Raw genomic sequence first — 19,153 nt, forward strand, 5'->3', positions numbered from 1 at the left:
GTCTCCGCCGCTCAGCCGGCGACCGGCAGCGCCGCCGGTACGCCGCGCAGGAAGTTGTCGAACAACCGCAGCCCGTCCTGGGTGGTCACGCTCTCCGGATGGAACTGCACCCCCTCGACGGCGAGCGTGCGGTGGCGCAGGCCCATCACGTAGCCGTCGTCGCCGGAGCGGGCGGCCACCTCCAGCGGGGGCGGCACCGGGTCGTCGACGATCAGCGAGTGGTACCGGGTGACGGTCAGCGGCGCCGCCGCCCCGGCGTAGACGCCCCGGCCGTCGTGCGTGACCTCGCTGGTCTTGCCGTGCATCAGGTGCCGCGCCACCGCGATCGTGCCGCCGTACGCCAGGCCGATCGCCTGGTGGCCGAGGCAGACGCCGAGCAGCGGCACCCGGCCGGCGAAGGCGTGGACCAGCTCGACGTGGCCGGAGTCGCCGGGGTGGCCGGGACCGGGTCCGAGCACCACCGCGTCCGGGCGCAGCGCGGCGAGCTGCCGGGGGCTGCGCACGCGCGACCGGACCACGACCGTCCGGGCGCCGAGCGTGCGCAGGTACTGGTCGATGATGTGGGTGAAGCTGTCGTACGCGTCGACGAGCAGGACCTTCACGGCAGCAGCTCCTCGCCGGTCAGGGCCCAGTAGGCGGCGCTCATCTTGGCCAGCGTCTCCCGCCACTCGGCGGCTGGTGTGGAGTCGGCGACCACGCCGGCGGACGCCTGGGTGTGGTAGCGGTGGCCGTCGTGCACGACGGTGCGGATGCAGAGCGCGAGCACCGCGAACCCGCGGACGTCGACCAGGCCGATCGCGCCCGCGTAGATGCCCCGGGGTGCCGCCTCCAGCCCGTCGATGATCTCCATCGACCGCAGCTTCGGCGCGCCGGTCATGGTGCCGGCCGGGAACGCGGCGCGGACCGCCGCCCACACGTCGGCGCCGTCGTCGAGGCGGCCGGAGACGGTGGAGACCAGATGGTGCACGTACGCGAACGGCTCGACGTCGAGCATCGCGTCCACCGACAGCGTGCCCGGCTCGCAGACCCGGCCGATGTCGTTGCGGCACAGGTCGACGAGCATGACGTGCTCGGCGCGCTCCTTGTCGCTGGCCCGCAGCTCGGCCACCCGGCGGCGGTCGGTCAGCGGGTCGGCCGAGCGGGCGGCGGTGCCGGCGATCGGGCGCATCGACAGCCGGTCGCCGCTCAGGCGCAGGAACAGCTCCGGGCTGGCGCCGATCACGGTGCGCCCGGCCCAGGGCGCCAGGTACATGTACGGCGACGGGCTGCGGTGCCGCAGGCGCCGGTAGACGTCCAGCGGGGTGAGGGCGGTCTCCACCTCGATGCGGTGGCCGATCTGCACCTGGTAGCTGTCGCCGACCCGGATGTGCCGCAGGCAGCGCCGCACGCGTTCGGCGAACGTCTCCTCGTCGACGGTGTCGCGTACCCGGGTCGGCGTGGGCGCGGGTGGCGGCGGCTGGTCGCCGGGCGCGCCGGTGAGCAGCCGCGTCACCGGCGGCGCCGGCTGCGGCGGGAGGTGCGGGCCGGTGGCGTGCAACTGGTGCGCGGTGCCGGCCCGCAGGTCCCACCAGACGGTGTGCCGGAACAGCGTCAGCGCGAACCGGGGAAGGTCGTCGTCGGCCCGGCCGAGGGTCAGCTCGTCCATGTCACGGGCGGCCTCGTAGGCCAGGGTGGTGAGGAAGCCGAAGGCGAACCGGTCGGCCGGCACGGGCGTCTCGACGGTGAGGGCGCGCTGCACGGCGCGGACCACCGACCAGAGCTGCGCCGGGCCGGGGACGTGCCAGGCGGACGTGGTGCCCTGCCGCCGGGCCGGTGCGCCGAGGACGCCGGTGACCACCGCGCCCAGCGCGTCGCCCAGCGGCCCGGCGGCGGCCAGCTCGCACCCGTCGGCCAGGAACCGCAGCTCGGCGAGACGGCCCCAGCCCACCGCCGCGGCCTGCCGGTCGGCGGCCGGTCCGTCCAGGCTTTCGAAGAGGTACGCGTCGTGTGCGGCATGGCTTTGTGTCAATGCGGTGTACAACGTGAGCGGATCGATCGACGGCAGTGTGATTGAGGTCACGGAAATCGGAATTCGGCCGGTCGGCGTCGTGCGTCCCGGCGTCTCCGAACGGTGGTCTGCGGTTTCCGCGCCCACCGTGGTCGACAATGAGGACACTGTGGAACCCCCCTTTGAGCAGCCCGGATGTCCCGACGCGGACCGGCTGGACCGCGTTCGGTGACAGATCGGACTTCCCCCGTTGAAAAGGACGCGCGGCACCCCCCGGTTGCGGCCGGGAATCGGTTGCGGTCCCGGGAAACACTTTCACCAAGTGCGGTTCCCGCTGTCCATACCACTTCGGAGACCGGGGAGAGGACCAATCGGTGTGGCATCTGAATCTGTCAATTGACGGCGATGCGCGTGAAACGTTGTCGGCGCAGCTCCGCAACGCTCTGCGCGGGCGGATCACCGACGGCACGCTGCGCCCCGGGACGCGCGTGCCGTCGACCCGTCAGCTCGCGACGGACCTCGGCGTGTCCCGCACCGTGGTCGTCGAGGCGTACGAGCAGCTCTGCGCCGAGGGCTACCTCACCTCGCAGCGCGGCTCCGGCACCTCGGTGGCGGACTCCGCGCACGCCGGCGTCGCCTCCGCGCTCACCGCCGACGAGGCACCCGCGCCCGAGGTGTGGGACCTGCGCGCCGGCGGCACCGACGTGTCCACGTTCCCGCGCCAGGACTGGATCCGTTGCGTCAGCTCGGTGCTCCGCTCGGCCGGGCCGCAGGAACTGGGCTACGCCCCGCCGTCCGGCCTGCCGGCGGTCCGCCGCACGCTCGCCGGCTACCTGGGCCGGGTCCGGGGCGTCCGCGTCCGCCCCGAGCACCTGATGATCACCTCCGGCTTCGCCCAGGGGCTGGCGCTGCTCTGCCGGGTGCTGCGCGACCAGGGACACGAGGCGATCGGCGTGGAGGATCCCGGGCACCCGGGGGAGTGGGCGTTCATCGCCGACGCCGGGCTGCGGCCGGTCGGTGTGCCGGTGGACCGGGAGGGCATCCGCGTCGGCGAGCTGGCCGCGACCGGCGTACGGGCCGTGCTCACCACCCCGGCCAGCCAGTTCCCCACCGGTGCGCCGCTGAGCCGGCGGCGCCGGGAGCAGCTCGTCGACTGGGCGCGTGCGGTGGACGGGTACGTCGTCGAGGACGACTTCGACGCCGCGTTCGTGGCGCCGGCGCAGCGGATGCCCGCGTTGCAGAGCGTCGCGCCGGACCGGGTGGTGTACGCCGGCAGTGCCAGCAAGGTCCTCGCCCCGGCGCTGCGGCTCGGCTGGCTGGCCGCGCCGACCGGGCTGGCCGCCTCGATCGAGCGGGTCCGGGCCGGCTGGGACATCGGCTGTTCCGGGCTGGACCAGCTCGCCTTCGCCCGGCTCGTGGACACCGGCGCGTTCGACCGGCACCTGCGCCGGTTGCGGGCCGAGTTCCAGCGCCGCGGCCAGGCGGTACGCCAGCACGTCGCACGCCATCTGCCCGGCGTGGCGCCGCTCGACGCCAGTGGTGGCCTCCAGACGTACCTGGTACTGCCCCGCTGGTGCGCCGAGGAGTCCATGGTGGCGGCCGCGCGGCGCCGGTCCGTGCTGGTGCGCGGCGGCCGGTTCTACGCCCTGCGCGCCGACGACCGGCCCCCGGCGCTGGTCATCGGGTACGCCGGGGTGCGCGGCGCCGAGCTGGGGCGGGGACTGGCCGGGGTCGCCGCGGCCTACCGCGACGTGACCGCGCGCCACGCGCCGGGTGTCAATGTGCGGCGGGCCGCGGAATCCGACCGAAGGACCGGCTTGACAGCGTGATCAGCGCTTAGGTTAGCCTAACCTCCGTGACGAGCAGAACGGTGCGAGCCGACGGCTTGAGCGGCAGCGACCTGCGGCTGGGCTACCACGGCACGACGGTGGTGCACGACGCCGCCATCACGCTTCAGCCCGCGGCGGTGACCGCGTTGGTCGGCCCGAACGGCAGCGGCAAGTCGACGCTGCTGCGCGGGCTGGCCCGCCTGCACCCGCTGGAGCACGGCGAGATCGTGCTGGCCGACGGCACGCCGGCCCGGGCGCTGTCCGCCCGGGACTTCGCCCGCCGGGTCACGCTGCTCGCGCAGAGCCGCCCCACCCCCAGCGGGGTGACGGTGCGCGACGTGGTCGGGTACGGCCGGCACCCGTACCGCCAGCGGTGGCGCGCGAACGACCTCGACGGACCGGCCGCGATCGACCGGGCCATGCGGGTGACGGGCGTCGACGCCATGGCCGGCCGGCCGGTCGACGAGCTGTCCGGCGGCGAGCTGCAACGGGTCTGGCTGGCCACCTGCCTGGCCCAGGACACCGCGATCCTGCTGCTGGACGAGCCGACCACGTTCCTGGACCTGCGCTACCAGGTGGAGATCCTCGACCTGATGCGCGAACTCGCCGACACCGCCGGCGTCGCCGTCGGTGTGGTGCTGCACGACCTGAACCAGGCCGCGGCCGTCGCCGACCAGGTCGTGCTCCTGCACGAAGGCCGGGTCCGCGGCGCCGGCACGCCGCACGAGGTGTTCACCGAGGCGGCGCTCACCGAGGCGTACGGCATTCGCGTCGAGGTGACTGTCGACCCGGTCACCAACCTGCTCTCCACTCGTCCCGTCGGCCGGCACACGACCCGCGTCTCCGCCTGACCGACTCCTGCCCACAGAAGAGAAACCGATGTTGCGTACCCGCCTGACCCTGCTCGCCGCCGCCGCGGCCAGCGCGCTGCTGATCGCCGGCTGCGGCACCACCGAGGAGCCCGCCGCCGCACCGTCCCCCTCCGACGCCGCGTCCACCGGCCCGGTCACCGTCACCGACAGCCGGGGCAAGACCATCACCCTCAAGAGCCCCGCCACCAAGGTCGTCGGCCTGGAGTGGGGCGAGGTCGAGATGCTCGTCGGCCTCGGCGTGATGCCGGTCGGCGTGGCCGACCCGAAGGGGTACGCCACCTGGGTGACCGCCGCCCCGCTCGACGCGGGCGTCAAGGACGTCGGCACCCGGGGTGAGCCGAGCGTCGACTCCATCGTCGCGCTCCAGCCGGACCTCGTGGTGATGGAGGCCGAGCGCGGCTCCGCCGTCGTCACCCAGCTGGAGAAGTACGTCCCGGTGCTGGTCACCAAGGGCAGCGACGCGTCCGACAACATCGGCCGGATGCGCGCGGACCTGAAGATGATCGCCACCGCGACCGGCCGGACCGCCCAGGCGGACAAGCTGCTCGCCGACTTCGACGCCGCGCTCGCCGACGGCAAGAAGAAGATCGCCGACGCCGGGGCGGCCGGCAAGCAGTTCGCCATCGCCGACGGCTGGAAGGAGGGCAGCACCGTCTCGATCCGGATGTTCGGCCAGGGCGCGTTCGTCTCCCAGCTCGGCATCCAGCTCGGCCTCAAGAACGCCTGGACCGGCAAGACCGACGAGATGTGGGGCCTGGGCCAGACCGACGTCGAGGGCATGAACGTCCTCAAGAGCCAGGACCTGCACTTCTTCTACAACGCCTCGGACGGCAACGACGTGTTCGCCGACGGCCTCGCCGGCAACGCGATCTGGCGCTCCCTGCCGTTCGTCCAGCAGAACAAGCTGCACAAGATGCCCAACGGCATCTGGACGTTCGGCGGCACGCTGTCCGCCAAGCAGTACATCGACGAGCTGGTGAAGGTCTACACGGCTTGAGCGCGATGACCGCCCCCGCCCCGCCGGGGCCGGCCACCCGGCCGGCCCCGGTCGGGCCGCCGCCCGTCCGGCGCAGCCGGGTCGCCGGCGCGTTCACCCTCGCCGCCGTGGTGCTCGTCGCGATTACCGCGGTGCACCTCACCCAGGGCACGTCGTCGGTGGGGGCGCTGGACCTGCTCCGGCTGCTGACCGGCGGCGACGACGAGGCCGCCCGGATCCTCGTCGCCTCCCGCCTGCCCCGGCTGCTCACCGGCCTGGCCGTCGGCGTCGCGCTCGGTTTCGCCGGCGCGGCGTTGCAGTCGACCACCCGCAACCCGCTCGCCTCGCCGGACACGCTCGCCGTCAACGCCGGCGCGCACCTGGCGATCGTCGCCACCGCCGCGTTCGGGATCGCGCTGCCGGCGCTGCCCTCGGGCGGCCTGGCGTTCTGCGGCGGCCTCGCCGCCGCCTCCCTGGTCATGCTGCTCTCGGCCGGCGGGCAGGCCGCCACCACCCGGCTCATCCTCGCCGGCTCGGCCACCGCGATGGCGCTCGCCTCGCTGACCATGCTGCTCCTGCTGCTGTTCGAGCAGTCCACCATCGGCCTGTTCGCCTGGGGCAACGGCTCGCTCGTGCAGGGCGACCTCGCCGCGTTCACCCAGCTCGCCCCCGTGATCGGGGTCGCCGCGCTGCTGCTCGTGACGCTCGGGCACCGGCTGGACCTGCTCGCCCTCGGCGACGACACCGCCACCGTGCTCGGGCTCAACGTGCGCCGGACCCGGCTCATCGTGGTGCTGCTCGCAGTGCTGCTCTCCGCCGCCGCGGTCACCCTGGCCGGGCCGATCGGCTTCGTCGGCCTCGGCGCGCCGGTGATCGTCCGGCTGCTCGGCCGGTGGGTGCCCGAGGTGCACCGGCACCGCATCCTGATGCCGCTGGCCGGCATCGTCGGCGTCGTCATCGTGCTCGGCTCCGACGTGCTGCTACGCGCCGTGCTCGGCGGGCAGGCCGGTGTCGACGTGCCCACCGGCGTGGTGACCACGCTCTTCGGCGCGGTGCTGCTGATCTGGCTGGCCCGCCGCCACCGCGACGCCGGGCCGACCCGGCAGGCGCCCGGCGGCCACGCCGCCGTCCGCTCCCGCGGCTTCGTCGCCGCCGTCGTCGCGGCCTGCGCGGTCGTCGTCACCGCCGCGCTGGTGCTCGGCATGCTCGCCGGTGACACGTGGGTGCTGCTCGGCGACATCGTCAACTGGGTGCAGGGCCGCACCGGGCCGGCGTACACCTTCGTGCTGGACGCCCGCTGGCCGCGGGTCACCGCGGCGCTGCTGGCCGGGGCCGCGCTGGCCCTGGCCGGCACCACGGTGCAGGCGGTGTGCCGCAACCCGCTCGCCGAACCGGGCATCCTCGGCATCACCGGCGGCGCCGGCATCGGCGCGGTGTCGCTGCTGACGTTCGCGCCGATGGCCGGCGTGCTCGCCCTGTCCGGCGCCGCCGGTCTGGGCGCGGTCGCCGCGTTCGCGTTGGTCTACGGCCTGGCGCGGCGGCGCGGCCTCAACTCCGACCGGCTGGTGCTGATCGGGTTCGCGGTCTGGCAGGGCGGGACGGCGGTCATCACGTTCATCGTGGTCTCGTCCGACCCGTGGAACACCGGCAAGGCGCTGACCTGGCTGTCCGGCTCCACCTACGGGCGTACCGCACCGCAGGTGCTGCCGGTGCTGATCGCGTTGCTGATCGCGCTGCCGGTGGTGGCCGCCGTACGCCGCGAGCTGGACCTGCTCGCGCTCGACGACGACACGCCCCGGGTGCTCGGCGTCCGGCTGGAACGCGCCCGGCTGATCGCGCTCGGCCTGGCGGCGCTGCTCACCGCCACCGCCGTGTCGGCAGTCGGTGTGATCGGCTTCGTCGGCCTGGTCGCGCCGCACGCGGCCCGCGCCCTCGTGGGCGGGCGGCACACCCGCGTCCTGCCGGTCGCGGTGCTGCTCGGCGCCACCCTGGTCAGCCTCGCCGACACGCTCGGCCGCAGCGTGATCGCCCCCGCCCAGGTCCCCGCCGGTCTGGTCACCGCCCTGATCGGCACCCCGTACTTCGTCTGGCTGCTGTGGCGTTCCCGCGCCGCGGCGGCCGCCCGTTAGCCCGTTCACCGACGTACCGCCCACCGGCCGTGAGAGGAATGACGCATGACCAGCACCCTGGCCGTCGCGCCCTGGCGAGTCTTCACCGTTGAGGTCCGCGCGCTGCGGCGGCTCGGCCCGTCCTTCCTGCGGGTGACGCTCACCGGCCCGGATCTGGACCGGTTCGCCGACAACGGGTACGACCAGCGGATCAAGCTGGCCCTGCCGCCGGTCGACGGGGCGCCGGGGGAGCTGCCCGACGGGCCGGACTGGTTCCCGCGGTGGCGGGAGCTGCCGGACGGGCTGCGCAGCCCGATCCGCACCTACACGGTGCGCGCGGTCCGGCCGGAGGCGTACGAGGTGGACGTGGACATGGCGCTGCACGGCGACGGCGGCCCGGCCACCCGGTGGGCACGGCGGGCCCGCCTCGGCGACCGGATCGCCGTCGTCGGCCCGGACGCCGGGTGGGACGGCCCGCACGGCGGGGTCGAGTTCCAGCCGCCGGCCGGCGCCACGCTGCTGCTCGCCGGCGACGAGACCGCCGCGCCGGCGATCTGCGCGATCCTGGAGCGGCTGCCCGCCGACGCGCGCGGGCACGCGCTGGTGGAGGTGCCGGAGACCGGCGACGAACTGCCCTGCGCGGCGCCGGCCGGCGTCACGGTGACCTGGCTGCCCCGCGACGGCGCCCCGCACGGCAGCCGGCTCACCCCGGCCGTGACGAGCCTGGCCGGCCGGCTGGTGCCCGTACCGGCCGGGCCGGGCGCGCCGCCGCTGGCCGAGGTGGACGTGGACCGGGACATCCTCTGGGAGGTGCCGGAGCGGCCCGACGGCGCGGCGCTCTACGCCTGGCTGGCCGGGGAGGCGGCGGTGATCCGCGGCCTGCGCCGGCACCTGGTCACCGAGCGGGGCATGGACCGGTGCGCGGTGGCGTTCATGGGCTACTGGCGGGCCGGTCGCGCGGAGAACTGATCGTCCCCACCGCCGTCGAAGCGGGCCGGCGCACGGCGCCGGCCCGCTTCTTCGTCGTCCCGTCAGTCGCGCGGCGCGTACGGGGCGAGCGGGTTGACCAGCGTGCCGGCGAACTGCAACGCGGCCGACGGGTCGGACAGGTCCACCATCTGCTGGTTGTTGCGCAGCTGGAGCCGGTTGAGGCAGGACAGCGTGAACTCCGGCGCGAACAGGTCGTGCCGGCGCATCCGGTCGGCCAGGTGCGGCACCGTGGCGGCGTAGCCGGCGGCGCACTCGGCCACCGTGCGCCAGAACCCGTCCTGGTCGAGCACGCCCTGGGTGTGCAGGGCGGCGCTCAGGTGCCGAAGGAAGCAGTCGAACACGTCGGTGAAGATGGACAGGATCTTCTCGTCCTCCGGAATGGCGGCCCGGATCCGCCGCACCCGCTCGGGCAGGTCCGCGTCCGGGTCCATCACCACGATCTCCTCGGCGATGTCCTTGAACACGACCCGCTCCACCACGCCGCCGTCCAGCACCAGGATGACGTTCTCGCCGTGCGGCATGAACGCCAGGTCGTGGGCGTACAGGCTGTGCAGCAGCGGCACCAGGTAGGCGTCCAGGTAGCGGCGCAGCCAGTCGGCCGGGGCCAGCCCCGACTCGTCGATCAGCGCCGCGGCCAGCGAGCGCCCGTCCCGGTCCAGGTGCAGCAGCGAGGCCATGGTGGCCAGCCGCCGCCCGGGTTCCAGCCCGGGCACCGGGCTCTCCCGCCACAGCGCCGCCAGCATCTTGCGGTACGGGGAGTACCTGTCGGTCGCCGCCTCGTACTGGCGGTGCCGGTAACCGATCGCGGCCCGCTCCCGGATGATCGACAGGCCGGTGCGCTTGAGCACCGGGTCGCCCTCGATCAGCCCGGCCAGCCAGTCGTTGATGGCCGGCGTCGCCTCCATGTACGCGGCGGACAGCCCGCGCATGAAGCCCATGTTCAGCACCGACAGCGCGGTCTTCACGTAGTGCTTGGCCGGGTCGGTGACGTTGAAGAAGGTGCGGATGGACTGCTGCGCGAGGTACTCGTCCGGCCCCTCGCCGAGGCAGACCAGCCGGCGCGCGGCCACCTCACCGGCGAACGTGACGGCGAGCTTGTTCCACCACTGCCACGGGTGCACCGGGACGAGCAGGTAGTCGGCCGGGTCCAGGCCCAGCCCGGTGAGCGTGGCGGTGAACCCGGCCAGCGTCTCCTCGCCCAGCTCGGCCCGGACCAGCGTGTCGTAGTCCAGGTCGTCGGCGCAGGTGAACGTGGTGTGGTCGCGGTGCGCGGCGAGCCAGAGCAGCCGTACCGGCGCGGCGGCCTCCGGGGCGTACGCGTGGTACTCGTGCACGCCGAAGCCGATGCGGCCGTTGTTGGCCACGAAGCAGGGATGCCCCTCGGTCATGCCGGTCTCGATCGCCTGGAAGTCGGCGGCGGCCAGCTCGGCGGCGCTCAGTGCGGGCTTGGCCAGCTTGTACGCGGTCCCGGCCAGCGTGGAGGTGATCTCCTCCAGGTAGACCGGCAGGATCGCGTCGGTGAGGCCGAGCGCGCCGCGCAGCTCCACGCAAAGGTCGACGGCGTCGGGCGGCAGTTCCGCGCCGTCGCGGCGGCGCACGATGCTGTCCGCGTCGACCTGCCAGTGGTCGAGCGCCAGCCGCTGCGCGGCGAACCGGTACTCGACGGCGCCGTCGTCGCTGCGCACCAGCCACTGTCCCGGGCCGGCGGGCTCGGGGGTGATCAGGCGCTCGTGGGCGAACTCGGCGAGCGCCTTGCGCACCAGCAGCCGGTTGGCCGTCGCCCACGCCTCGGGGGTCAGGTGGTCCACGGATGCGCTGGCGTTCACGCCGGTGCCCCTTCCTCGCTGGCGGGCGCGCCGGTGGCGGCCCGGAACTGGTCCCGGGTGCAGACGCTGAGCAACGCCTCCTTCTCGGGCTTGCGGATCGGGCCGACGACTGTGAAGCCGACTGCCGCGTTGAGCGCGTGCACGGCGGTGTTGCGCACGTCCGGCTCCACCACTACCCGGCGCGTCGCCGGGTCGGCGAACAGCCAGGCCATCACCGTGGTGATGACGGCCCGGGTGAAGCCGTGGACCGGCGTGTCGGCGGGCGCGCAGAGGAAGTGCATGCCCACGTCGCCGGGCTCCGGGTCGTAGAGATCGACCAGCTCGACGTGCGCCGGGTCGTACCGCTCGGCCAGGAACGCCGGGGTGCCGCGCCACGACCCGAGGTACGCGTCGTGGTGCGGGTGGTCGGCGATGCGCCGGTACTCGGCGGCGACGGCGTCCACGTCGGCGTCCTGCATGAGCCAGAACGCGGACTTGGGGTGGGTGACCCAGCGGTGCAGCAGCGCGGCGTCGGCGTCCGGGTCCAGCGGGCGCAGTGTGAACTCGCCGAGCGCGTCGTCGACGCGGGTGAACGCGGTCATGCCGGTCATGCCGGGGCCCCGGCCGGGGCGCCGAACTCCTGGAACGCGATGGTCTTCTCCACCGGGTAGTGCTCCCGGCCGGTCATCTCCCGGATCAGCCACGAGTTGCGGTACGGGCCCATGCCCAGGTCGGGTGAGGTGATGCTGTGCGTGTGGGTGCCGCCGTTCTGGAGGAACACGCCCCGGCCGGTGTGGTCGACGCTGTAGTTGCGGGCCACGTCGAAGCGGCCGTGCGCGTCGAAGCGGAGCCGGTCGCGGACCGGCGCGAGGAACTCCGGCACCCGGTAGTGGTAGCCGGTGGCCAGCACCAGTCCCGCGGTGTCGAGCGTGAACGCGCGGTCCTGCTCGGTGTGGCGCAGCCCGAGCCGGTAGCGGCCGTCGGCGTACGCCGCCTCGACCAGTTCGGTGTTGGTCAGCAGGCGGCTCGGCACCGGCCCGTGCAGGCTCTTGGCGTACAGCAGGTCGTAGATGTCGTTGATCAGGTCGGCGTTGATGCCCTTGAACAGTGGCTTCTGTGCGGCCTCCAGCGCGTAGCGGGTCGGCTCGGGCAGCGCGTGGAAGTAGTCCACGTAGTCCGGTGAGGTCATCTCCAGCGTGAGCTTGGTGTACTCCAGCGGGAAGAACCGCGGCGAGCGGGTCACCCAGGTGAGCTGGTAGCCGTACGTGTCGATGTCGCCGAGCAGGTCGTGGTAGATCTCCGCGGCGCTCTGGCCGCTGCCGACGATCGTGATGCTGTCCTTGGCCCGCAGCGCCTCCCGGTGCTCCAGGTAGCGCGAGTTGTGGATCATGTCACCGCCGAGCCCGGCGCAGGCCGGCGGCAGGTACGGCGGGGTGCCGGTGCCGAGCACGAGGTGCCGGGCCCGGTGGGCGACCGGCCCGTCCGGCATGTCCGCGTGCACCACGTACCGGTCGTCGGCCTCGTCGTACTCGACGGCGGTGACGGTGTGCCGGAAGCGCAGGTTCGGCAGCTTCCCGGCGGCCCAGCGGCAGTAGTCGTTGTACTCGGCGCGCAGCGGGAAGAAGCTCTCCCGGATGTAGAACGGGTAGAGCCGGCCGGTCTCCTTCAGGTAGCTCAGGAACGAGTACGGCGAGGTGGGGTCCGCGAGCGTGACCAGGTCGGCGATGAACGGCGTCTGGAGCCGGGTGGATTCCAGCAGCATGCCGGGATGCCAGTCGAAGCTGTCGCGGGCCTCCAGGAACAGCCCGTCGAGGTCGTCGATCGGCGCGGTGAGGCAGGCCAGGCCGAGATTGTAGGGGCCCAGCCCGACGGCGATGAAGTCGTGGGTCGACATGTTCTCGTTCTCCTCGGCGGGGGTCAGACCGGGCAGGACAGCTCGGCGGTGGCCGCGGTCCGGGCGTACCAGGCGGCGTGGTCGGCGATGAGGTCCAGCACGTGGGCGATGTCGTCCACTGTGGTCTCGGGGTTGAGCAGGGTGAGCTTCAGGTGGTGGGCGCCGTCGACCTTGGTGCCGGCGACCAGGGCCGCGCCGGAGGCGGCGAGCGCGTCGCGGGCGTGCAGGTTGGCCTCGTCGACCAGGTCGGGCGCGAGGCCGGGCGGCCGGTACCGGAAGACCACTGTGCTCAGTTGCGACGGCGCGGCCACCTCGAAGCGCGGGTCGGCGTCGAGCCGCCGCCACGCCTGCGCCGCGAGGTCGACGACCTGGTCGAACAGCGCGCCGATCGCGTCCGGCCCCATGATCCGCAGGGTCAGCCAGAGCTTGCACGCGTCGAATCGGCGGGTGGTCTGGATGCTCTTGTCGACCTGGTTCGGGATGCCCTGCTCGACCGCGCGGGCCGGGTTGAGGTAGTCGGCGTGCCAGGTGGCGTGGCGCAGCGTCCGGCCGTCGCGGACCAGCAGCGCGCTGGAGCTGACCGGCTGGAAGAACGACTTGTGGTAGTCCACAGTCACCGACGCGGCCCGTTCGATGCCGTCGAGCAGGTGCCGGCGGGTGGGGGAGACCAGCAGCCCGCAGCCGTACGCGGCGTCGACGTGCAACCAGACGCCCGCGGCGGCGCAGATGTCGGCGATCTCCGGCAGTGGGTCGACGGTGCCGAAGTCGGTGGTGCCGGCGGTGGCGACGACGGCCATCACCACCTGGCCGTCGCGGTGGCAGCGGTCGATGGTGCGGGCCAGTTCGTCGGTGCGCATCCGGCGGGTGGCGTCGGTGGGCACGGTGAGCACCGCGTCGGCGGCCAGGCCGAGCAGCTTGGCGGCCTTCTGCACGCTGAAGTGCCCGGCCGCGGAGGTGAGGATGCGCAGCCGGGAGAGCACCTGCGGCCGGTCCGGCCGGCCGGTGGAGCCGCCCACCACCGTGCGGTACGCCTCCTCGCGCGCCAGCAGCATCGCCTGGAGGTTCGACTGGGTGCCGCCGCTGGTGAACACGCCGTCGGCGCCGGCGCCGAACCCGATGCGCCCGGCCGTCCACTCGATCAGGCGCCGCTCCATCAGCGTCGCGCCGGCGCTCTGGTCCCAGGTGTCCAGGGAGGAGTTGACCGCGCTGAGCACCGCCTCGCCGAGCAGCGCCGGGATGACCACCGGGCAGTTCAGGTGGGCCAGGTAGCGCGGGTGGTGGAAGTAGACCGCGTCGCGCAGCCACACGTCGTGCAGCTCGTCCAGGGCGGCGTCGGTGTCGCCGAGCGGCCGGTCCAGGTCGATGGCGCCGATCAGCGGCGCCAGCTCGTCGGGGGTGACGCCGGTGAACGGCCGGTCCGCCTCGCCCACCCGGCGGGCGACCCGGTCGACGCCGCGCGCCAGCACGTCCCGGTACCGCGCGAGCGTGCCGGCGTTGAACAGGTGGCCGCGTGCCGTGGCGGCGGCGCGGCCGGTGTCGGTGGGCGCGGCGCCGGTCGGGCTCCCGATCGAACTCATGCGACTTCCCAGCGGTCGTACGGACAGGACACGCGGCGACAGCCGCGGCGATCAGGTTAGGTTAGGCTGGCCTAACTAGCAAGCACGACTCGGGGTGCTTTGTCCCGGATGCGCCGGTGGTTGGCGCCTTGGCCGCGTCGCGGTAAGGTCGCCCTCGGTTAGGGGAGGTTATCCTAAGTTGACTGTGGAGCGGAACCGGCGCCCGGCGCGCCGAGGCGGCGCGAGACGATGACGTACGTCGATCGCGACAGGTGGGGTGTGCCCCGGTTGTGGGCCGCCGACGTCGACGCGCTCGCGCGTCTGCAGGGGCGTGTCGCCGCGCTGGACCGGGCCTGGCAGATCAGCGTCGAACGATGGCGTGCCGAGGGCCGGCTGGCCGCCCACGTCGGCGCGGCCGAACTGGCGTGGGACCGGTTCGCCCGGCGCGTACGGCTGGACGACACCGCCCGGCGCTGCTACGAGGGCCTGGACCCGGACACCCGGCGGTGGGTCGAGGCGTACGTCGACGGGGTCAACTCCGGACTCACCGAGGGTGCTGCCGGCGCGCCCGAGTTCGCCGCCACCGGCACCGCGCCCGAACCCTGGCAGCCCTGGTCGCCGCTCGGCGTCTTCCTCGTCCAGCACGTGCTCTTCTCCACGTTCCCGAACAAGCTCTGGCACGCGCACGTGGCCCGCACGCTCGGCCCCGAGGCGGCCGGGCTGTTCGCGGTCGAGGGACCGGCGTCCTCCGGCAGCAACGCCTGGGCGCTGCCCGCCGACCCGGCCACCGGGCGCGGCCCGGTGATCGCCGGGGACCCGCACCGGCTGCTCGAACTACCCGGCGTCTACCAGCAGGTCCGGCTCGCCTGCCCGGAGTTCGACGTGATCGGCCTCGCCTTCCCCGGCGTACCCGGCCTGCCGCACTTCGGCCACACCGGCCACGTGGCCTGGGCCGTCACCAACGCGATGGCCGACTACCAGGACCTCTACCGCGAACGGCTGCGCCGCGACGGCGACCGCGTGCTGGTGCGCGAGGCGGACGGCTGGACGCCCGCCGCGCGCCACGTCGAGGAGATCGAGGTCCGCGGCGGCGCCCCGGAGACGGTCGAGGTGATCGAGACGCCGCGCGGGCCGGTGATCGACCACGACCGGGTCACCGGCGACGCGATCGCCCTGCGCACGCCGAGCCGGGTCGAGGCCCGCCTCGGCTTCGAGGCGTTGCTGCCACTGCTGCGCGCCCGGCACACCGGTGACGTCGCCGAGGCGCTGCGCCACTGGGTCGAGCCGGTCAACAGCGTGCTCGCCGCCGACACCGGGGGCAGTGTCCGCCGCCTGGTCGCCGGCCTGGTCCCGGTACGCGACGAGCGGTGCCGCCGGGAACCCGTACCGGCCTGGGAGCCGGCCTACCGGTGGCGGGGCGACTACCTGCCGCTCGTGGACGAACCGGTCGACGGCGTGGCGGTGTGCGCGAACGACCGCCGCGAGGACGTGGCCGCACACGGCGCCGACTTCGCCCCGCCGCACCGGGCCCGCCGGATCCGGGAACTGCTCGCCCAGGGCGCCGACGCGTCCACGGTGCACACCGACGACCGGCTCCCGGCCGGGCCGCTGTACCGGCTGCTCGACCGGCTCGACCCGGGCCGGCTCGACGAACCCGCCCGCGCGCTGCTGCTGCGGCTGCGCGGCTGGGACCGGGCGATGGCGGCCGGCTCGGCCGAGGCCGGCGCGTACGCGGCCTGGCGGGCGGCGCTCGCCCGGCGGTTGCGCGTACACCCGAGGTTGCGTGCCCTCGGCGAGCCGTGCGGTTTCGACGAGCTGTTCGCGCCCTGGACCGACCCGGCGGCCCGGATCGGCCTGGCGCTGGACCACCTCGCCGCCGAGTTCGGCGCCGGCCTCGCGGCACCGGCCGCCGAGGCGCTGGCCGAGGTGGCCGCCGGCCCGGCGCCCGGTGAGTGGGGCGGCCGGCACCTGCTGCACCCGGTGCATCTGGGTGTCGCCCCGGCGGTCACCGACGCGGTCGCGGCGATGCGGCAGCGGGTGGCGCTGGCCGGTGACACCGACTGCGTGCTGGCCACGTCCAGCGTGCCGGGCGTCTCCGACGCCTGCTGGCGCGGCCCGGTGGCCCGCTACGTGTGGGACCTGACCGACCGGGCGGCCAGCCGCTGGATCGTCCCGTTCGGCGCATCCGGGCGCCCCGGCCACGCGCACTTCGCCGACCAACTCACCCACTGGGCCGCCGGGACGCTGATCCCGGTGCCCGCCGGCCCACTGACGGGAGACGAGTCGACGTGATCCACCTGGAACGGATCCCCGGCCTCGGCGAGCTGGCGCTGGAGCCGGTACGCCCCGACCGGCACGCCGAACTGCTGCACGGCTGGGTGGTCCGGCCCCGCAACCGGTTCTGGGGCATGGGCTCGCACACAGTCGACGAGGTACGCGAGATCTACGCGTTCGTCGACGGGCTGGACACCCACCACGCGTACCTGATCCGGCTCGACGGCGAGCCGATCGGGCTGTTCCAGACCTACCAGCCGGAGGCGGACCCGGTCGGCGACCGCTACCCGGTGCTGCCCGGCGACGTCGGGATCCACCTGCTGCTCGACGCGCCCCGGCGGTATCCGGGTTCGCTGACCGGGGCGGTCTTCCCGGCCCTGGTCCGGTTCCTGCTGCGGGATCCGGCCGCGCGCCGCGTGGTGGTCGAGCCGGACGTCCGCAACGACGTCATGCTGCGCCGGCTGCGGATCGAGGGATTCACGCTCGGCGACGAGATCGACATGCCGGACAAACGGGCGAGGCTGGCGTTCCTCACCCGGGAACGGTTCGAGGCGGACCACCCGGCGGCGTGACGCCCCGCCCGCGTCAGGGCTCGACGGCGCGCAGCCGCCCGGCCAGGTCCCGCACCGTCTCGGCGTACGCCGGGTCGTCCTCGGACGGAAGGTGACCCTTGATCGGCGGCGGGACGCTGTCCCAGGGCGGCGCCACCAGGCTCTCCGGATCCCGGAGACGACGGTCCACGGTCGCCTCCGGGCCGGTGACGCGGGCCGGCTCGTCCGCGCGGTGCGGGGAGAAGATCCAGCCGCCCAGCGCGTCGGTGTCCCGCCACAGGTTGCGCCACCGCCAGCCGAGCCGGCCGCCGATCCCGCGCAGCATCTCGTCGCCGACGTAGGCGGGGAACAGCCGGGCGTAGAGCCGGCGCAGCGGCGAGCTGTACGTGAGCAGGGCGACCCGCGCGCTGATCTCCGCCGGCAGTTGCAGGACGGTGGCGGCGACCAGCACCGAGCCGTGGCTGTAGCCGGACAGCAGCACCCCGTTTCCGCTGCGCACCAGGAACGTGATGCGCCGGGCCAGCTCCGGCACGGCCCGCTCGGCGTAGCAGGGCGGTGCGAACGGGTGCGCAGCCCGGGGCCAGAACGTGGCGAGGTCGAAGAGCACGCCGACGTGGTGGCGGAACCCGGGACTGCGGTAGGCGAAGATCCCGGCCACGACCAGGGCCAGCACCGCCGCCGAGAGCGCCACCCCGCCCACCTCGATGCCGAACATGACCAGCTCGGCCGGCACGTGCGTGCGGCGTTCCAGGGCCTCGCCCGGCTCGGGGCGGACCAGCGCCATCGCGGTGGTCGCCGCGCCCGCCCCGGCCATGACGGCGAACAGCACCGCCAACGGCACCAGCAGGTCGGTGAACCGGGCCCGCACGATCATCGTCCGGACCTGCCGCAGCCGGGGCGCCGCCTCGGCCGGCGGCGCCGGGAAGTCGCGCTCGACGACCGCCTGGGCGGCCCGGATCCGGCCGCGCCGGGACACCAGCGCCACCACGGCGGCGGCCGCCAGCGTGACCAGCAGGGCGCGGAAGAAACCGTAGATCGCCCAGGTGTACGCGCGCGCCGGACCCGGTATGTCGTCCGCCGGGGACACGCCCCGGTCCAGCAGGTCGGCGGTGCGCTGGACCAGCTCGGCGGAGTACGCCACCGCGAGCCCGCCCGCCGCCGCCGCGACCACGAGCGCGCCGAGCCCGTTCGGCGGCTGGTGGCCGCGTACCCGCAGCCGGTGCCAGAGCAGCACGGCCCCCAGGCCGCCGAGCAGGACCGCGTGCGTGACCAGCAGCCAGGTCAGGATCGAGCCGTAGCCGGGCAGGCCCCCGCCGGTACGCCAGCGGACCGGGGCGAACAGCAGGTACCCGGCCACCACGACGGTGAGCCCGACCGCGGTGCCGCGCAGCACCCGGGCGACCCGGTCGCGTCGCGGGTCGGTGGGCGCCCGGTCGACGAGCGGCGGCACGCAGACCAGGACCACGCAGGCGAGCAGCACCGCGCCGGTGACCGCCAGCAGCGCCGCCACAGTGGGCGGGACGCCCTGCGCGGCCCGGGCGGCGAGGAGACAGCCGTCGAGGGTGGCGAAGGCCGCCGCGATGTGGATCGAGCGCAGCCGGCCCATCAGCGGCTCGGTGTCCCACTGGCCGATCGTGCTCAACGGAGGGCCGGCGGATGCCCTCTCCGGCGCCCGGAACGCGGTGAACGAGCGTCCCGGACGCCGGGCGCCCCACCAGACCAGGCTCACCGCGGCGGTCGGGACCAGCGCCAGCACCACGAGCCGCAACCCGACCGGCCGCCCGCCCATCCAGGACAGCCACTCCCGGTCGGAGATACAGGCCGGCACGGACAGGCACTGCCAGGCCACCAGGTCCAGCGCCACCCCGGCGCCGGAGAGCACGTACAGCGCGGTCAGGCTCAGCCCGAGCACCCGGCACAGCCCCCGCACCACCGCGCCGCCGACCGCGTCCCCCGGCCGCATCCACACGGCCACGTTGAGCAGCATGAAGGGCATCAGGAACAGCAGCGACAGGGTACGCAGCGCGGTGCCGGACGGCAGGTCGTTCCACCGGTACGCCTCCAGCGTCACCCCGCCGGCGCCCTGCGCGTCGGCGAGCCCGGGGCGGGGCCGGTAGAAGCCCGCGCTGCGGTCGCCCGCGACCTGCCGGACCAGCGGCCGGCCCAGCACCTCGGCGGCGCCGGCCGAGGAGACGCCGTGCACCCGCAGCTCCACCACCTCGCCCGACGGCGCCTGTGCCCGCCCTGGTCCAGCCGTCATCGACCCTCCGCGACGTCCCGGCCGCCCACGCCGCCTGGCACGGCCCGCCCT

Annotated in this window: 15 protein-coding genes; 8 read left to right on the forward strand and 7 right to left on the reverse strand. The window is 74.4% G+C overall.

Translation table 11 applies throughout. The features are described 5' to 3' along the window. Window positions 1-11 precede the first annotated feature (11 nt). Together ACN27D_RS28945 and ACN27D_RS28950 are read right to left on the reverse strand one after the other, a co-directional pair. On the reverse strand, window positions 12-602 hold the full coding sequence (locus ACN27D_RS28945; protein ID WP_350817184.1) for an anthranilate synthase component II: 591 nt from the start codon (window positions 600-602) through the stop codon (window positions 12-14). Next, entirely contained in the window at window positions 599-2,008 is a 1,410-nt protein-coding gene (locus ACN27D_RS28950; protein ID WP_421500521.1) for an anthranilate synthase component I family protein, read from the reverse strand. The genes ACN27D_RS28945 and ACN27D_RS28950 overlap by 4 nt, the downstream gene beginning before the upstream one ends. A gap of 13 nt (window positions 2,009-2,021) precedes the next feature. Here ACN27D_RS28950 and ACN27D_RS28955 point away from each other — a divergent pair, with 13 nt between their 5' ends. The 6 genes from ACN27D_RS28955 (at window position 2,022) to ACN27D_RS28980 (ending at window position 8,741) form a co-directional block, all read left to right on the forward strand. Beyond that, window positions 2,022-2,219: a hypothetical protein gene (locus tag ACN27D_RS28955; protein ID WP_421500522.1), complete on the forward strand. Its 198-nt coding sequence runs from the start codon at window positions 2,022-2,024 to the stop codon at window positions 2,217-2,219. 187 nt (window positions 2,220-2,406) lie between these two features. Then, entirely contained in the window at window positions 2,407-3,816 is a 1,410-nt protein-coding gene (locus ACN27D_RS28960; protein ID WP_235437362.1) for a PLP-dependent aminotransferase family protein, read from the forward strand. A gap of 41 nt (window positions 3,817-3,857) precedes the next feature. Then, window positions 3,858-4,667: an ABC transporter ATP-binding protein gene (locus ACN27D_RS28965; protein WP_421501211.1), complete on the forward strand. Its 810-nt coding sequence runs from the start codon at window positions 3,858-3,860 to the stop codon at window positions 4,665-4,667. Between the two features lie 28 nt (window positions 4,668-4,695). Beyond that, window positions 4,696-5,685 (forward strand): iron-siderophore ABC transporter substrate-binding protein, encoded by a 990-nt coding sequence (locus ACN27D_RS28970; protein WP_047891049.1) that lies wholly within the window; start codon window positions 4,696-4,698, stop codon window positions 5,683-5,685. A 5-nt stretch (window positions 5,686-5,690) separates the two neighbouring features. Beyond that, window positions 5,691-7,793: an iron ABC transporter permease gene (locus ACN27D_RS28975; RefSeq protein ID WP_047891050.1), complete on the forward strand. Its 2,103-nt coding sequence runs from the start codon at window positions 5,691-5,693 to the stop codon at window positions 7,791-7,793. A 45-nt stretch (window positions 7,794-7,838) separates the two neighbouring features. Beyond that, window positions 7,839-8,741, forward strand: a complete 903-nt coding sequence (locus tag ACN27D_RS28980; protein WP_120570362.1) for a siderophore-interacting protein — start codon at window positions 7,839-7,841, stop codon at window positions 8,739-8,741. A 62-nt stretch (window positions 8,742-8,803) separates the two neighbouring features. Here the strand turns inward: ACN27D_RS28980 and ACN27D_RS28985 are convergent, their stop codons facing one another. From ACN27D_RS28985 to ACN27D_RS29000, 4 genes are read right to left on the reverse strand one after another with little or no spacing between them, the layout of a single operon-like run. After that, complete coding sequence (locus ACN27D_RS28985; RefSeq protein WP_358173563.1) at window positions 8,804-10,588, reverse strand: IucA/IucC family protein; 1,785 nt, start codon at window positions 10,586-10,588, stop codon at window positions 8,804-8,806. Beyond that, a complete protein-coding gene (locus ACN27D_RS28990) occupies window positions 10,585-11,169 on the reverse strand; it encodes a GNAT family N-acetyltransferase (RefSeq protein ID WP_047891080.1) in 585 nt (194 codons plus the stop codon). The genes ACN27D_RS28985 and ACN27D_RS28990 overlap by 4 nt, the downstream gene beginning before the upstream one ends. A gap of 5 nt (window positions 11,170-11,174) precedes the next feature. After that, window positions 11,175-12,461, reverse strand: coding sequence for a lysine N(6)-hydroxylase/L-ornithine N(5)-oxygenase family protein (locus ACN27D_RS28995; protein ID WP_421500523.1), 1,287 nt, complete (start codon window positions 12,459-12,461; stop codon window positions 11,175-11,177). Between the two features lie 23 nt (window positions 12,462-12,484). Next, window positions 12,485-14,038, reverse strand: a complete 1,554-nt coding sequence (locus ACN27D_RS29000) for a pyridoxal phosphate-dependent decarboxylase family protein (protein ID WP_358173557.1) — start codon at window positions 14,036-14,038, stop codon at window positions 12,485-12,487. A 228-nt stretch (window positions 14,039-14,266) separates the two neighbouring features. On the opposite strand from ACN27D_RS29000, the gene ACN27D_RS29005 reads away from it, so the two are divergent. Both ACN27D_RS29005 and ACN27D_RS29010 read left to right on the forward strand, forming a co-directional pair. Continuing rightward, complete coding sequence (locus tag ACN27D_RS29005; protein ID WP_421500524.1) at window positions 14,267-16,309, forward strand: penicillin acylase family protein; 2,043 nt, start codon at window positions 14,267-14,269, stop codon at window positions 16,307-16,309. Beyond that, window positions 16,306-16,863, forward strand: a complete 558-nt coding sequence (locus ACN27D_RS29010; protein WP_120570358.1) for a GNAT family N-acetyltransferase — start codon at window positions 16,306-16,308, stop codon at window positions 16,861-16,863. Before ACN27D_RS29005 ends, ACN27D_RS29010 begins: the two co-directional genes overlap by 4 nt. A gap of 13 nt (window positions 16,864-16,876) precedes the next feature. Here the strand turns inward: ACN27D_RS29010 and ACN27D_RS29015 are convergent, their stop codons facing one another. Further along, window positions 16,877-19,102, reverse strand: coding sequence for a hypothetical protein (locus ACN27D_RS29015; RefSeq protein ID WP_421500525.1), 2,226 nt, complete (start codon window positions 19,100-19,102; stop codon window positions 16,877-16,879). Between the last annotated feature and the right edge of the window lie 51 nt (window positions 19,103-19,153).

Source organism: Micromonospora sp. WMMD1274, from assembly GCF_049179035.1.
Classification (GTDB): domain Bacteria; phylum Actinomycetota; class Actinomycetes; order Mycobacteriales; family Micromonosporaceae; genus Micromonospora; species Micromonospora tulbaghiae.